This window comes from Candidatus Deferrimicrobiaceae bacterium (assembly GCA_036504035.1).
Classification (GTDB): Bacteria; Desulfobacterota; Deferrimicrobia; order Deferrimicrobiales; family Deferrimicrobiaceae; genus JANXPS01.
The window spans coordinates 146,353-160,285 of record DASXVV010000011.1; the positions used below are offsets into that span (position 1 = coordinate 146,353).

Annotated in this window: 13 protein-coding genes; 1 reads left to right on the top strand and 12 read right to left on the bottom strand. The window is 61.3% G+C overall.

Features of this window, described 5'->3' with window-relative positions:
• Nucleotides 1–83: 83 nt before the first annotated feature.
• The 12 genes from VGK27_09725 to VGK27_09780 all read right to left on the bottom strand — a co-directional run bounded on the left by VGK27_09725 (nt 84) and on the right by VGK27_09780 (nt 13,194).
• Entirely contained in the window at nt 84–1,775 is a 1,692-nt protein-coding gene (locus tag VGK27_09725) for a restriction endonuclease subunit S (protein HEY3490381.1), read from the bottom strand.
• Nucleotides 1,772–2,833, bottom strand: coding sequence for a PDDEXK nuclease domain-containing protein (locus VGK27_09730; protein HEY3490382.1), 1,062 nt, complete (start codon nt 2,831–2,833; stop codon nt 1,772–1,774). Before VGK27_09730 ends, VGK27_09725 begins: the two co-directional genes overlap by 4 nt.
• On the bottom strand, nt 2,826–4,283 hold the full coding sequence (locus VGK27_09735) for an N-6 DNA methylase (GenBank protein HEY3490383.1): 1,458 nt from the start codon (nt 4,281–4,283) through the stop codon (nt 2,826–2,828). Before VGK27_09735 ends, VGK27_09730 begins: the two co-directional genes overlap by 8 nt.
• A 10-nt stretch (nt 4,284–4,293) precedes the next feature.
• Entirely contained in the window at nt 4,294–6,993 is a 2,700-nt protein-coding gene (locus VGK27_09740) for a type I restriction-modification enzyme R subunit C-terminal domain-containing protein (GenBank protein ID HEY3490384.1), read from the bottom strand.
• Nucleotides 6,994–7,055: 62 nt separating this feature from the next.
• On the bottom strand, nt 7,056–7,988 hold the full coding sequence (locus VGK27_09745) for a nuclease-related domain-containing protein (protein ID HEY3490385.1): 933 nt from the start codon (nt 7,986–7,988) through the stop codon (nt 7,056–7,058).
• A 343-nt stretch (nt 7,989–8,331) separates the two neighbouring features.
• On the bottom strand, nt 8,332–9,579 hold the full coding sequence (locus tag VGK27_09750) for a HipA domain-containing protein (protein HEY3490386.1): 1,248 nt from the start codon (nt 9,577–9,579) through the stop codon (nt 8,332–8,334).
• Complete coding sequence (locus VGK27_09755) at nt 9,576–9,914, bottom strand: helix-turn-helix domain-containing protein (GenBank protein HEY3490387.1); 339 nt, start codon at nt 9,912–9,914, stop codon at nt 9,576–9,578. The genes VGK27_09750 and VGK27_09755 overlap by 4 nt, the downstream gene beginning before the upstream one ends.
• Before the next feature lie 150 nt (nt 9,915–10,064).
• Complete coding sequence (locus tag VGK27_09760; GenBank protein ID HEY3490388.1) at nt 10,065–11,042, bottom strand: methyltransferase; 978 nt, start codon at nt 11,040–11,042, stop codon at nt 10,065–10,067.
• Nucleotides 11,043–11,153: 111 nt separating this feature from the next.
• Nucleotides 11,154–11,351 carry a ferritin family protein gene (locus tag VGK27_09765; protein HEY3490389.1) on the bottom strand — a complete coding sequence of 66 codons (198 nt, stop codon included), beginning with the start codon at nt 11,349–11,351 and terminating at the stop codon, nt 11,154–11,156.
• A gap of 22 nt (nt 11,352–11,373) precedes the next feature.
• The gene (nifU, locus tag VGK27_09770) at nt 11,374–11,757 is read right to left on the bottom strand and encodes a Fe-S cluster assembly scaffold protein NifU (protein HEY3490390.1); all 384 of its coding nucleotides are present in this window, start codon (nt 11,755–11,757) and stop codon (nt 11,374–11,376) included.
• 2 nt (nt 11,758–11,759) lie between these two features.
• Nucleotides 11,760–12,974 (bottom strand): cysteine desulfurase family protein, encoded by a 1,215-nt coding sequence (locus tag VGK27_09775; GenBank protein ID HEY3490391.1) that lies wholly within the window; start codon nt 12,972–12,974, stop codon nt 11,760–11,762.
• A gap of 22 nt (nt 12,975–12,996) precedes the next feature.
• Nucleotides 12,997–13,194: a ferritin family protein gene (locus VGK27_09780; GenBank protein ID HEY3490392.1), complete on the bottom strand. Its 198-nt coding sequence runs from the start codon at nt 13,192–13,194 to the stop codon at nt 12,997–12,999.
• Nucleotides 13,195–13,337: 143 nt separating this feature from the next.
• Between VGK27_09780 and VGK27_09785 the strand changes: the two genes are divergently transcribed.
• The gene (locus tag VGK27_09785; GenBank protein ID HEY3490393.1) at nt 13,338–13,889 is read left to right on the top strand and encodes a TlpA disulfide reductase family protein; all 552 of its coding nucleotides are present in this window, start codon (nt 13,338–13,340) and stop codon (nt 13,887–13,889) included.
• The last annotated feature ends 44 nt before the right edge of the window (nt 13,890–13,933 follow it).

Consider the following 13,933-nt stretch of genomic DNA (forward strand, 5'->3'; position numbering starts at 1 on the left):
TTGCTTCGAGAATGCGCCCGCCTCCGTCGCCGTCATTGCATCCGATGATCTTGCGGCCCAACGATCCCGACCCCATACGGATTTCACATCGCGATCATGTATCTTGCTCCGCGGCGTTCGCCGGTCTGGACGACCAGACCCGCGTCCTTGAGTTCGTTGATGCCGGCATTCCATTCGCCAACTGACAACCCGAGGGCATCGGCGAGATCGGCCCGGGCGTAGTCGCGGCTTGGCTTCATGCGTTTCAGGATTTTCCGGGCGGGTTTCGAAAGCAGGATGTCCACCTGCTCACCGTTCAAAGCGGATAAATCATGCGGTGGAGGAACCGCTTTCGGCGGGCGTCCACGACGGGCGGGCGACGGCGCCGGTTCGAGTGTCGTGGGAGCGGTAACTGCACTGCGGGGTTTACGCGTAGTCCGCGGTGCCCCAGCCGAGGCCCGTTGTGCCCGGATCCGTTCGAGCAGGACGCTCGCCGGTTCGTCGCTTGGGTCCTGCGGGACGAGTTCGCCCCGGAACGCTTTCCCTAGGATCGATTGCGTCAACCGGTCGAAGTATCCCTTAGCCTTCGCGTATCGTGTCTCGAGTTGGGCCGCGACAGCAAATAACGCCTCGACTCGACGAACGATTTCATGCTGTTCTGGAAGAGGAGGAAGATTCAGGGGAAGTTCCCGAACTCGCTTGCAATTCAACGCTTGGGGACCCGATCCGCTTCCGCTTTGCCGTGTAGTTTCATACTGGCCGCGGTACCAGTACCATAGGTATTCCGACGAAATGAGTTCCGAATAGAGCACAATGCCCGCAATGTTCTGGTTGATGGTCGCTTCGATCCGGAGAATAGCCGATTGCCCTCTGGTCTTCCCTTCCCCAATCATAGCTAACAGGACCGTACCGGGTGGCAATAGTTTTACGGAGGAGTTGTCATAACCCTCCTTGCTGATCGATTCTCGTGTTTCGCAAATGATGTTGTTCTTTACCTCGCCGGAACTGACCCAATGAATGTTCCCATTCCAATATTCAGAGCGCTTCCTGGATGGAGTGCTTCCGTTGCCGACCTTGCCGATATCGTTGATGCAGCATGAACGCCATAGCTCGGGAAGGTTCTCATCCGGAGTGCCGATAAATACGGGGGACGATGATTCTCTATTCCTCTCCCGCCAGTCGGCGGTCAGGCGGCCGGAGCAGGCGGCGGCGAGGACGGACTGGCGGAAGCGCTTGAGGAGGATGGGAATCTTGTCGAGCCGCTTCCGGCAGTCGTCGACCTTCCCGACGAGCGCCTCCAGCTTGGCGACGATCCGACGCTGCTCGGCGAGTGGGGGAACCGGCAACGAGAAATTATTGAGCGTTTCGGATTTTACGCTCTGGACGGTCGTTCCCTCCCGGTTCTCTGAAAGCAATTCCTGCGAGGATGCCCGCAATGAAATCGCGAGCCAACGGTTCAGGTCGTCGTTGCCACTATCGAAACACTTGATGTCCTGATTGACCGCGGCATCAGTTGCAAGAATTGAAACTGGGAGGGTGTGTTTCAGAATTCCGCTTCGAACGACGATCAAGATAGATCCGGGGCGACACATCCGGGCGGATGATTTCTCGATCGCCAAAAGCGTGATGGTTTCTGTGGCGGAAGAGATGATCGCAGACTTTATGTCGCCCGAGGAAAGCCAAGGGATTTCCCCATTCCAATAATCGGGGTTTGAACGATCAGGCGTGCCGCCACCGTGCGATTCAAACAGCTCGCCGATGGTCGATGTTGCCCACCCCTTGGGCAACTCGCTCACGCCTTGCCTGCCTCTTCTTCGGCGGCGAGCTCCTTGAGGATCTCGGCCTCCATCATCCCCGCATCCGGAAGCTTGCCCGCCAGTTCTGCCGGAAGGTCGCGCGTCAGGGTGTAACCCGATACGCCCATCGGCTTGTCGATGCCGCGCAGCGAGTATTCCACCTCGACCCGGTCGCGGTCGGCGCAAAGGATGATCCCGATGGACGGATTCTCGCCCGGTTCGCGGACGAAGTCGTCAAGCAGATTCAGGTAGAGGTTCATCTTGCCGGCGTATTCCGGCTGGAACGCGCCCGCCTTGAGTTCGACCGCCACCAGACTTTTCAGCTTCCGATGGTAGAAAAGCAGGTCGATGAAATATTCCTTTTCGCCGAGAGCCAAACGGTACTGGTTCCCGATGAAGGAAAACCCGTAGCCGAGTTCGAGGATCACGTCGCGGATCCGGCCGATCATCCGTCGCTCCAGTTCCCGTTCCAGCACCGGCCTGGCGATGCCCAGGAAGTCGAGCACATAGATGTCCTTCATCGCTTCGTCCGCCTGCTCGGCCAGCGCCTGCGGCAGCGTGTCGGCGAAGTTGTGCTGCTTCGGGATCTCCCGGTGGCGTTCGAATGCCTGACTCTGGATCTGGTGGAGCAGGACGTTGCGGCTCCACCCTTGTTCGGCGGACATCCGCAGGTAATATTCGCGGGCTCCCGGCGACTTTACCTTGTTTATAATCAGCCGGTTATGCCCCCACGGAATTTCTCCCACAAGCTGTGGGAGAATTGGCGATTCCCGATATTCCAGATATAGCTGCTGCATCGACCAGAGACTGTTCGGTGAGAATCCTCTTGAATCAGGGAACGCCTCGCTCAAATCGCGCGACAGCTTCTCGACGATCCCTTTCCCCCATCCGGCCCGTTCCGATCGCTCCGCGATTTCGCGGCCGATGTTCCAGTAGAGCCCGATCAGTTCCCGGTTGACGGTCCGGGCCGCACGAATGCGCGCCTGACGGATGGCGCCCTTGACCGTGCCCAGCAGTTCCGAATACGCTTCTCCGGCCTGTTGCGGCAAGTCAGGCATCGGCAACCCCCTCTTCCTGCTCGATCAGGCGGACGATTTCCTTGAGGTCGTCGACGACCGCTTCCAGTTCGGTGATTGCTTCACTTGCGAGATCCTGCGGCTCGGGAAGCGCGTCGCCGTCCTCGATCGAGTCGTCCTTCATCCAGGTGATGTCGAGCTTGTAGTCGCGCGCCTTGATGTCCGCCAGAGAGAAGGGGCGGAAGCGGCCCGTTTCGCCCTGGTCCTTGCGGGGCGCTCGGCCGTTTGGGTCCTTTCCGTAGGCCGCGTCGAATTCGGTGAAGTGGGCGGCTGACAGCGGACGATCCTTCTTCGTGATGCCGGGCACGTTTGATCGGGCGTCGAAGATCCAGGTCGTCTCGGTCGGCAACCCCTTCTGGAAGAAAATGACGTTCGCCTTGACGCCCTGGCTGTACGGCGTGAAGGTGCCGCGCGGCAACCGCAGAACCGTGTGCAGGTTGCAATCCTTCATCAAGATCTCGAACACCTCGCCCGCTTTCCCCTCGAACAAGCAGTTATCGGGAAGGACCATCGCGGCACGGCCGCCGGGCTTCAGGATGTTCACGACATGCTGGACGAAGTTGAGCTGCTTGTTGCTCGTCTCGATCGTGAAGTCTTCCCGCTCGGGCGCCTGGTTTGCGCCCTTGGTGCCGAACGGCGGATTGGTGAGGATCACGTCGTACCGCTCGCCCCGGTCGGGCTCGTATATCGTGTCGCCCAAGTAGATGTGCGGCTCGACCCCGTGCAGATACAAGTTCATCAACGCCAGGCGTCGCGGGCGTTCGACGAGATCCTGTCCAAAATAGGTGCTCTTGGCGATCCGTTTCGCCTCGGTGCGGTCGAAGACGCCGCCGCTCTGCTCCATCAGCCATTCGTGGGCGCAGACGAGAAATCCGCCGGTGCCACAAGCGGGGTCGCACACCTTGAAATCGGCTTTTCCACGCGGGTCCGGGTGCATGACGCGCACGATCGACTGGATGAGAACGCGCGGGGTGAAGTATTGCCCCGCCCCCTTTTTCCCTTCGTTGGCCGCCTTTTCCAGCAACCCTTCAAAGACGGCGCCCTTGACGTCGAGGTCGAGCGACATCCAGTCTTCCGCGTCGATCAGGCCGATGAACCGCTTGAGGTTGACCGGGTTGTTGAAGCGGGGCATGGCCTTGCCGAAGATATCGCCGAGAAGCGCCGGTTGTTTGCCGAGCGCCCGGAGCACATCCGAGAAATGTTCCAGCAGTGCGGTACCGTTGGCCTCGCGCAAGGCGTCCCAGCCGCAATCGGTCGTGACCGACTGCCCCTTCTCGTTCTTCCAGTCGATCTTGCGAAGGTCGATGCTGCGCTCGTCAGCCATTTTCAAAAACAGCAGGTAGGTGATCTGCTCGATGTAGTCGCCGTAGTCGATCCCGTCATGACGAAGCGTGTGACAGAAGCCCCACAGTTTTCCGACGATGTCGCTCATTCAATTCCCTTCAGTTCGCCGTTGCGACGGCTTCGTTGAGTCGATGGATCATTTCGGGAAGGGTTCCGCCGAAGACGCGATCGGCGCGGCCCCATCCGCCGGCGCTGGAAAACACTGGGATGAAGGCGAAGTCGTCCCGTCCGATCGAAAGATTTTTTACCAGATGCGCCCGGATCCGCTGGAGCCATTCCATCTGCTCGGGCGTGAAATCGATCCCGCCGGTGATCCGCATCATCGCGCGGGCAACCCGCTCCTCCGCGGTGAACAATCCTTCTTCGCTTTTCGCCGCATGGCGGACCATCGAGATGATGTCGGCCATCGCCTTGTGCAGCGCCTTCTCATGTGCTCTCCGCAGCGTCTCCTCTTCGAAACGAAGCGGCGAGGCCGCGGCCAGCTTCTTGCGCAATTCACCCAGCGGCTCGACACCCCAGTCCGCGGGACGGTCGAGCAGGATCTGAAGCGCGTCGATCGAGTCTCGGTTCTCCTCGACGAAACGGGAGAAGGCGACCAGATAGTCTTCCGGCTTGTATTCCTTCCCTTCGGCGTCGCGGACCATCCAGACACTTTCGACCTGATCGACCACTTCGAGCCCCTTCAGGAAGGTCCGATCGGGCCGCTTGAAGTCGACCAGCAGTTTCTGGAAGAACAGATTGCGCAGGATGGCCATGACGGCGGTGAAGTCGTTCTCGATCCGGCCGGGGAGCGTTTCCGCGAAATGCCGCATGTCGCCGTCCGGGATGAATGCAGCAAAGTCGGTGCGCGCCTCGCCCGCCATCTCTTTGTCGATCCGCATGAGGCGTTTGACGAGACAGCGGGTGTTGTATTCCCGGTCGCGGTTCTGCCAAACATCCTCGATGATTTCGATGATTGTGCGCGTCGGGCCGACGGGGACCAGCTCGGTAATCGCAGTCGCCTGCCGGAAATATTCGATCAGGGTGCCGTCGAAACAGTCGAAGACGGTGAAATGCGACTTGTCCGGGAACTTCTCGCCCTTGCGCGTGCCACGCCCCAGCATCTGCTCAAACAGAATGCGCGACTTCACCGGCCGCAGGAACACGATGAATTCCAGGTCGGGTATATCGACGCCGGTCGAAAGCAGATCGACGGTGAGGACGATGCCCGGTTCGGGGCGATTCCGGAACTCGCGGATCCGCTGAAGCGGTCGATCGACCTTGCCGGTGATCTTCGTGACGAACGATTCGCCGCGACCGAAGACATCCCGCGCCGTCTGGACCAACTGGTCGGCGTGGGAGGTGTGCGGCAGGTCATTGACCGCGAAGATCAGCGTCTTGGGGAAACGGCCGGTCCGCTCCTCATGTTCGAGGGCGTACTTCTTCACCTCTTCGAGGATCTTCCGGTTCGAATCGGGAACCGTGATGTCGCGTTCGATGGCGCCCGCCTCATAGGTGCGTTCGTCTTCGAGGTGATCCATCTTTTCGGCGCCGCTCTTGATGTCGACGACGCCGACCAATTCGCCTTCGCTTAGGAAAGCGCCGGCCATCCGGACGGCGGAGCGGACCGCGACCACGTCGTAATCGACGAGAAATCCTTCTCTCACTGCACGCTCGTACTCGTACCGGTAGGCCACGTTATCGAAGTAGGCCAGCGTGTGCGCCGCAGGGGTCGCGGTCAGACCGACTTTGATCGCATCGAAATAGTCGAGCGTGTCGCGCCAGATGTTGAGTTCGTTGGCCGTATATCCCCGATGGCACTCGTCGGCCACGATCAGGTCGAACGCATGGGCGGGGATGTCGAGCCGGTCGGCATCGTCTTCACCTTCCGGATCGCCGAGGCCGGTAAGGGCTTCCTTCCCGAACAGGTTGATCGTCATCCGCTGGATCGTGCTGACGTAGACGAAGGCGTGTCCCGGTCCGGGATTCGTCAGGTAGCCGTTGGGCAATACCTTCGGATCGAATTTCTCCTCTTCCCCGAAGTCGCCGGCCTGGAAGCGCTGACTGTAAACCTCGTAGATCTGGTCGAACTTGTGGCCGATTTCCGGCTCGAAAGCGGTGATTGCGCGCACCGCTTGTGCGGCCAATGCGCGACGGTCGACGAGAAACAGGATCCGCTTCGCGACGCCGGACTTCATCAACCGGTAGATCTGGTTGACCAGCGTGAACGTCTTGCCGGTTCCGGTCGCCATCGCCACAAGCAGTTTCCGGCGACGCTCCGCGATGGCCACCTCTACAGCGTCATTGCACTCGATCTGATAGGGGCGAAGTCGGGGGTGGTTGTTGGGAAGTGCCCCGAGCGTGGCAAGCGCGCCCTCGAAATCGCGGCCAAGCAATTCCTCGAGCGCCGAAGGCGTCGGGAACGCCACAACCTTTCGGGAACGATTGTTCGGGTGTCGGACATCGTGATGCCAGATGAGTTCGCCGTTGGTCGAATAAAGGAATGGCACGTGGAACGCGCCGAACGACAGCGGGTTGGCAGTAGCGCCCTTGGAGTATCGCTCCGCCTGGGACAGGACGTTCTGTGGACCAAGCGACAGTTTCTTCGCTTCGACGATTCCGAGAATCCGGCCGCCAACGCAGAGCGCGTAATCGGCAGGGCCTTTATCCGTCGGATATTCGACAACGGCGCAGCGATCGAGGGTGGACAACGGGCGGGACGCATCGAACGGGACGACCTTCCATCCGGATGCGAAAAGCTTCGGATCGACAAGCTTGCGCCGGGTGAGCCATTCGGAATTGGAAGTCGTTGAAGGCATTCCGAACAAACTATTGCAATCAGACGCCCGAATCAATCTCGGGAGCGGGAGTTATCGGTCCATCAAGCCTGCGGATACTTGCCCTGGCACTCCCGGCACAAGATCTTTCCGCCGAACCGCTCCTTCTTGATCCGGCAGAAATAGACGACTTTCGAGTCCACCTCGGTTCCGCACCCGGCGCAGACGCCGGCCTTTGCGGACGATCCGCCCGAGGATGGCGCGGGAGGCGGAGGGGCAGCTAGCGGCGGAGGAGTCGCGGCAATTAGCGGAACGCCGATTTTCGCGGCGTAGTCGATTCCCCCCCGCTTGTGCTTGAAGGCGAGCGCCTTCGCGAACGATTCCAGAGTCTCGGCCGACACCACCTTCGTGAGCGCGGCGAACACGAATGCCGGAGAAGGGCTGTCCAACCGCTCGTCGATCGTCTTCATCAGGTCGTCGGCCTTGACGACCATGCTGGTGTCGAGCTTCCCCTTGATAGGGCGGTCGACCCGAGCACCCGGCGCCACCATCACATAGCTTCGGAAGGTGACGGGAAGCGGAATGCCGAGGCGCGTCGGCGCGATTCCCGCCTGCTTTATCACCTTCTCCAGAAGCTCGATGTGGCGCCGGTTCTGCTCGACGGGCGACTCGATCCCGACGTAACTCTTCCCGTTCCAAGCCAGGAACTCGCCTTCCGGATTGATCTTGATGCCGTAATAGTAGTTCTTCGATTCGAGGACGTAGACTTCGAGGAACCGGTTGATCAGGAGATGGTCGATTTGAGCCGAAAACCCCTCGTGTTCCAGTCGAAGGTCGTGAATGACCGCCCAGTTCTGGCTGTTCCGATATCGGAACTCGATGTAGTAAGCCGAACTGTCTTCCCCACGTACACCCGAATCGAGACATTTCAATTCCCGCTCGATCAGGAACCGCTGCTTCGCCGTCAACGGTTGCTCCAGCAATCGGCGGAGCACAGCCACGTCGCCGCTCCGGTCATCGCGTTGTTTGATCAACATCGGGGCTTCTCCTGACAGACAAGACTTTGTTATCCGAATAATTCAATGAATCTGAAGAGGACATGAAGTAAACCACCATGCTCGGAACCAGCAGGGTTTGCAGACGCTCGGCTCAAACTATTGCATCCCCGGTTTCGAATCAATGGTCGTCTCGCCCTTTGCGCCTGCCCCTCCTGAAATCCGTCCGCCCTTCTGGCACCTTTTCTCCACAAATATCCCGAGGAGGGCGAAATGAGCGACAGGAATCCGCCTGCTATTCGTAGGAATCCCTTGCTTGATACCGTCAGCTTCTGAGGGAGGAGTCCTCCTCGACCCGAACCGGGCGTTATTCCCGATCACGCCATCACAGGCCGATGAACAGATGCTTTGCCTCGGCGCATTCCCTTGAAGAAAGACCGTTGGCTTTGGCGACGGCCTCCCATCCCGAGACGGTCGTTCGAATCCTGTCCACGATCTGCATCGCGCGCAGTTTCGCCAGTCGATAACCCGGCGCCGTCGAAAGGACGGTCTCGAGATCCGGTCGCCTCTCGTCGAGGTCGAGCGCAAGGACGTGTTCCCGCTTCGCGAAAGACGGGTTCATGTCGAACGCCGGCGCCAACCGCCATCCCGCCGGGGTACGGAACATGCCGTGGTTTCTAAGGTGGTCGTCCCGGTTGGCCACGCACACGTTGAAGATGACGCGGGTGAAGAGTTCGGCAAGATCGTCTTCTAGACGTTCCGGATCCGCATAGGAGGAAAGGAACTCGGCGATTTCGAGATAACTCGCGTCATCCGAATCGTTTCGCCCGAGGAGCGTCATCGCGGACGCGTAGAAACGTCGCCGGATACCGACCCGGTCGAACCGTTCGACAAGGAATGTCCGATACCCTTTCCCGACCCGCATCAACCGCGCTTCGGGCACGTCCAGGCCGCATTGCCGGGCCAGGTCATGGACGACCTTTTCCCAAGCGGCGACATCGTGGTCATCGTCCGCAGCGGGGAATTTCGCGATCCACAATCTTCCGTTTTCCGCGACGACGTTCGCCTTCGGCCTGGCTCCACCGAGCGAGGAACCTGGCGCTACGAGCACTTCGAGCCACTCCCGGAGACGCGCCGAGTCCGTATCGGCGCCCTCCTTTCGGCTCAACTCATGCGCGACGGCCTGCAATTCGGCGATGCGGGCGATGGGCGGAGCGGATCGCAGTTCGCTCGCAAGAAACACGCGCGTTCCGGCCGTGGCAAAACGGAGGGCGCCCGTCCGCGTCTCGTCCTGGATGCCGAGAAGAAAATCCCAGGGGCCGAGGGTTCTCGCCTTGCGCCCCTCTTCCTCGGCCTCGATCGCCTCCCGGCGCCTCATCAGCAACTGTCCCCACCGATCCGGGCAGGAATCCATGAAGACGCCGAAGTTCGACTTGCCGGGGTAGAAGATCCCGGGGGACAGATCGAGTTCCGGGTCGAGTGGAAAGGCATGCGCCGCGGCAAGCCACGCCGCGTCGTAAGCGAAACGGATGCTTCCCCGGTCACCCTGCGAGAGAACGCCGATCCGCTGAAGCGGACCGAAAGAGGGATCGTCCAGCCAGACGTCGACCTGCGTCGGTTTAGATGGCGTCATCCGGATTCGCCTTCGGTGATCGGCTTCCTTTTCGGGGCGCGCTTTCTGCGGGGAAGCGATTCGTCCTGGAGGCGTCGCCCGAGCGCGTCTTCCTTCGCGACCAAGGCCAGATCGTCGATGAGGGCCAGCACGCGAAGGACATTGACATAGGCCCCGAACGATACGGACGGGTCGCCGGATTCAATCTTCGCCAGGGTCGGCTTCGAGATGCCGGCCCGGACGCAGACGACATCCATCGAAAAGCGCCTGCGCAGGCGGGCGTCCCTCAGGCGCTCGCCGAGGGCGCCGGCCTCCTTCATGGACTTTGGATAGAGCACGGGGGTTATTTTTGCCATAACACCAAATATAATTTACCATTTGCAGCCTTATGGCAAATCATATTTTGCGTTGCTATGATTGTTTGCCGATCCATTCTAAGGACATCGAACGCAAGCCCCATGACTTCGTTGGAAGTCATAGGTTCAAATCATGTAGCGCCCGCCACTTTACCCCATCGACGCCGTCACGATGCCGACGCCCCGCGCGTCGGCTTTTCCTTTTCGGGTTCGCGCAAACCCCGCCTCGGCCAGCATCGCGCCGATGTCGCCCGCGGTCCACGACTGACCGGCTTCCGTAACCGCTACCATGTGTACGGAAAAGATCGACGGGCCTTCCGGCGACGTCCTCGACGGATCGAGCAGGAACTCCTGGATGGCCACCCGGCCTCCGGGCGCCAGCGCGGCGTGCGCCTTCCGGAGGATCGACAGGCACTCCTCGCGCGAGAAGGCGTGCAGGATCTGCGAGATCCAGACGAAGTCGTAAGGACCTCCGACGGGGTCCTTCAGGAAATCGCCGGCCAAGAGCTTCACGCGCCCCTTCGCCCCCTTTTCGGCCAGGATCTTCCGGGCCACGCGCAGCGTCTCGGGGATATCGAACAATGTCACCGCGGCGTCGGGATGGCGCCGCGCCCAGGCCCAGGCGTAGGTCCCCGGGCCGCCGCCCAGGTCGAGCAACCGCTCACCGGTCCGCAGCGGCATCCGACCGGCCACGGCCTCGGCCCGCTCGCGGGCATTTTCCTCCATCCCCCGGATGAAGTTCTCCTGGAGGTCGCCACCCGGCCCGCGCCCCTTCCGGCCGGCGCGTATCTTCGACTCGAGCCGCCCCCAGTCGTCCCAGCCGTCGAAGTGGTGAAGCAGGATCGACGCCTTGGACCGGGGGCCATCCAGCAGAAATTCGCGGGCCACGGGGCCGTTCCGGAATTTCCCGCCCCGCTTCCGGAGCAACCCCAGCGCGCATAGCCCTTCCAGGAGCACTTCGAGGCGACGCCCCTCCGCCCCCAGCCGGGATGCGAGCGCGCCGGCCCCGTCCTCGCCATCGGCCAGCGCGGCGAAGACGCCCAGCCGCAATGCGGTGAAGATCATCATCGAACGCTGGTAACCGGTACCGGCAGCCATCAGTTCGTCGACCGATTTCATGGGAGGCATCGTCGATACTCCTTGGGGGATGTGGCAGAACGCAAGGCAAGGGGATGGGAAAAAGAAAAGCGCCGCCCCCGGAGAAGAAGCCCCTCCGGGGACAGGCGTCTGAAACCGCGGCTAGTTTTCTTGGTAGACTTCCTTCTCGAGCTCTTCCTGAAGCAGCTTGACGTGCTTCTTCTCTTCTTCGACCAGGAACGCGAACATCTCCTTGATCGAATCGTTTTCGGCGGTCATGGCAAATTCCTTGTAATACTGGACGGCGTCCTTCTCGCGCGCGAGCGCCATCTTGAGAACATCGATCGGGGTCTTGGTCATCGGGATCCTCCGTGCGTATTTTTTATGCGGGATGTTTCTTGCTGTAGTCGTCGAGCGCCGCCTTCACCGCTTCCTCGGCCATCACTGAACAGTGGATCTTGACCTCGGGCAACCCGCCCAGCGCCTCGGAAACCTGCGTATTGGTGATTGCGCGCGCCTCGTCGATCGTTTTGCCCTTGATCATCTCGGTCAGCATCGAGCTGGAAGCGATCGCCGCCCCGCAGCCGAAGGTGCGGAACTTGGCGTCGGCCACCTTGCCGCTGTCGACCTTGACGTAGAGCCGCATCATGTCGCCGCAAGCCGGGTTGCCGACCTCGCCGACGCCGTCGGCGTTTTCGATCTCGCCCACGTTGCGCGGATTCATGAAATGATCCATCACCTTTTCGGTATACGGCCCGCTGGCCATGATCAGCCTCCTTGGCTTGCCTGCTGTTTCTGGTAATCGAGCCACGTAGGCGACATCTCGCGCAGGCGCGAGACGATCGTCGGAAGCACCGAGAGGACGTGGTCGACCTCGGCGTCGCTGTTGTCCTTGCCCAGGCTGAAGGTCACCGACCCGGTGCAGATGTCGCTGGGAACGCCGATCGCCTTGAGCACCGTGGACGCCACGAGGTCTTCCTCGTCGTGCCCTCGCAGGTTGGAGCTGCACGCCGACCCGGACGCGGCCATCACGCCCTGCATGTTGAGCAGCAGGAGCAGCGATTCGCCCTCGGCGTGCTCGACCCAGAAGCTGACGTGCCCCGGGAGCCGGTCGGTCGGGTGTCCCGTGAAATGGAGCAGCGGGATGGAATCGCCCAGGCCTTTCCAGAGCCGGCGGCCCATCGGCGCCAGCTTCTCGGCCCAGCCGGCGCTCTCGGCCGTGGCGATTTCGGCCGCAGCCGCCATTCCCACGATGCCGGGGACGTTTTCGGTGCCCGCACGGTAGCCACCCTCCTGGAATCCGCCGTCGATCAGCGATTCGAGCCGGGTTCCCTTGCGGACGTAAAGCGCCCCGATGCCTTTGGGGCCGTAGAAATTGTGGGCCGAGAGGGTGAGCAGGTCGGCGCCGATCGCCTCGACGTCGACCGGGATATGACCGGCCGACGCGGTGGCATCGGTGTGGAAAAGGACGCCCCGCTCGCGTGCGATTCGGCCGATCTCGGCGACGGGCTGGATCGTGCCGATCTCGGCGTTGGCGTGCATGACCGAGACGAGCACCGTATCGGGCCGGATCGCCTTGCGGACGGCATCGGGGTCGACCTTGCCGTCGCGGTCGACGTGGAGCGTCGTGATCTCGTACCCCGCGGCACGAAGCGGAAGCAGCGCGTTGAGGACCGAGAAGTGCTCGACTTCGGACACGACGATGTGGCGCCCCTTCTTCGAACCGGCGCCGGCAGCCCCCTTGATGGCCAGGTTGTTCGCCTCGGTCGCACCGGAGGTGAAGACGATCTCGCCGGGCTGCGCGTTGACCAGCTTCGCTACCGTGCCCCGCGACGCATCGAGCGTGCGTACCGCCGTCTGTCCCTGGTCGTGGATGTGCGAAGACGGGTTCCCGTACTTCTCGCTGAAGTACGGCAGCATCGCCTCAATCACCCGCGGGTCGACAGGGGTGGTGGATATGTGGTCGAAGAAAATGTGCGCCATGGCGCGCCTGCCCTTTCGATGGCTATTCGGTAATGTTGAACTCGGCCATCTTGTCCTTGATCAGCTTGATGTGCCGCTTCTCTTCCTCGGCCAGGAACGTGAACATGGCCTTGACGGCGGGGTTGGAGGCGTCGGCGGACTCCCGCTGGTACTCTCCGTAATTTTCCGCCTCGATCTGCAGCGCTCTTTCCAGAACTTCCTTGATCGTCCAGTCCGGCATAGAAAACCTCCGTGGGGTATAGTGCCTCTTCGTTGGATAAGGGAAAAGGGCTTTCCGTTTCACGCATATTATCCGAAAATAGCCGTTGCGCGACAAGTCCGGCGGGAAAAAGGCATCATAAATCGCACGACGGAGGGTTGTCCATGAAGAAAGAGCACCTGGTGATGGCAGTGGCGCTGGTCGTTGTGTTCGTCGCGGCCGTCTTTTTCTATAGCCGCTGGCAGCGCGGGAGCGGGACCCCTTCCGTTCCACAGCCCGGGGCGGCGACACCGGCCGGCGGCCAGATGGCCCCGTCGTTCACCCTGAAGGACGTCCAGGGCAACCCCTTCGATTCGGCCACGCTGATGGGCAAGCCCACCGTGATCAATTTCTTCGCCACCTGGTGCCCCCCGTGCCGCGGCGAGATCCCCGGCTTCGTCGAAGTCTTCGAGAAATACAAGGGCCAAGGGTTCGCGATGGTCGGCATCTCGGTCGACAGCGACACGCGCGACAAGCTGCCGTCCTTCGTCGCCGAGCAGAAGATCACCTACCCGGTGTTGCTGGGAGGCGATGGGGCCACGGCCAAGGCATACGGCGGCGTCAGCGCGATCCCCACCACGTTTTTCGTGGGACGGGACGGCGCCATCCGCAACGTCCACGTCGGCTTCATGGACAAGGCCGCCTTCGACCAGGAAGTTTCGAAGCTGCTCCAATAGTCTCCCTCCCAAAACGGCCTGGGGCGGGAAAGATGCTTTCCCGC

Bases quoted from the DNA above. Each gene is read 5' to 3' on its own strand.
- VGK27_09780 (HEY3490392.1), bottom strand. From the start codon at position 13,194: ATGCCGGACTGGACGATCAAGGAAGTTCTGGAAAGAGCGCTGCAGATC.
- VGK27_09740 (HEY3490384.1), bottom strand. From the start codon at position 6,993: ATGCCTTCAACGACTTCCAATTCCGAATGGCTCACCCGGCGCAAGCTT.
- VGK27_09755 (HEY3490387.1), bottom strand. From the start codon at position 9,914: ATGGCAAAAATAACCCCCGTGCTCTATCCAAAGTCCATGAAGGAGGCC.
- VGK27_09745 (HEY3490385.1), bottom strand. From the start codon at position 7,988: ATGTTGATCAAACAACGCGATGACCGGAGCGGCGACGTGGCTGTGCTC.
- VGK27_09750 (HEY3490386.1), bottom strand. From the start codon at position 9,579: ATGACGCCATCTAAACCGACGCAGGTCGACGTCTGGCTGGACGATCCC.
- VGK27_09785 (HEY3490393.1), top strand. From the start codon at position 13,338: ATGAAGAAAGAGCACCTGGTGATGGCAGTGGCGCTGGTCGTTGTGTTC.
- VGK27_09735 (HEY3490383.1), bottom strand. From the start codon at position 4,283: ATGAGCGACATCGTCGGAAAACTGTGGGGCTTCTGTCACACGCTTCGT.
- VGK27_09765 (HEY3490389.1), bottom strand. From the start codon at position 11,351: ATGACCAAGACCCCGATCGATGTTCTCAAGATGGCGCTCGCGCGCGAG.
- VGK27_09760 (HEY3490388.1), bottom strand. From the start codon at position 11,042: ATGCCTCCCATGAAATCGGTCGACGAACTGATGGCTGCCGGTACCGGT.
- nifU (HEY3490390.1), bottom strand. From the start codon at position 11,757: ATGGCCAGCGGGCCGTATACCGAAAAGGTGATGGATCATTTCATGAAT.
- VGK27_09730 (HEY3490382.1), bottom strand. From the start codon at position 2,833: ATGCCTGACTTGCCGCAACAGGCCGGAGAAGCGTATTCGGAACTGCTG.
- VGK27_09775 (HEY3490391.1), bottom strand. From the start codon at position 12,974: ATGGCGCACATTTTCTTCGACCACATATCCACCACCCCTGTCGACCCG.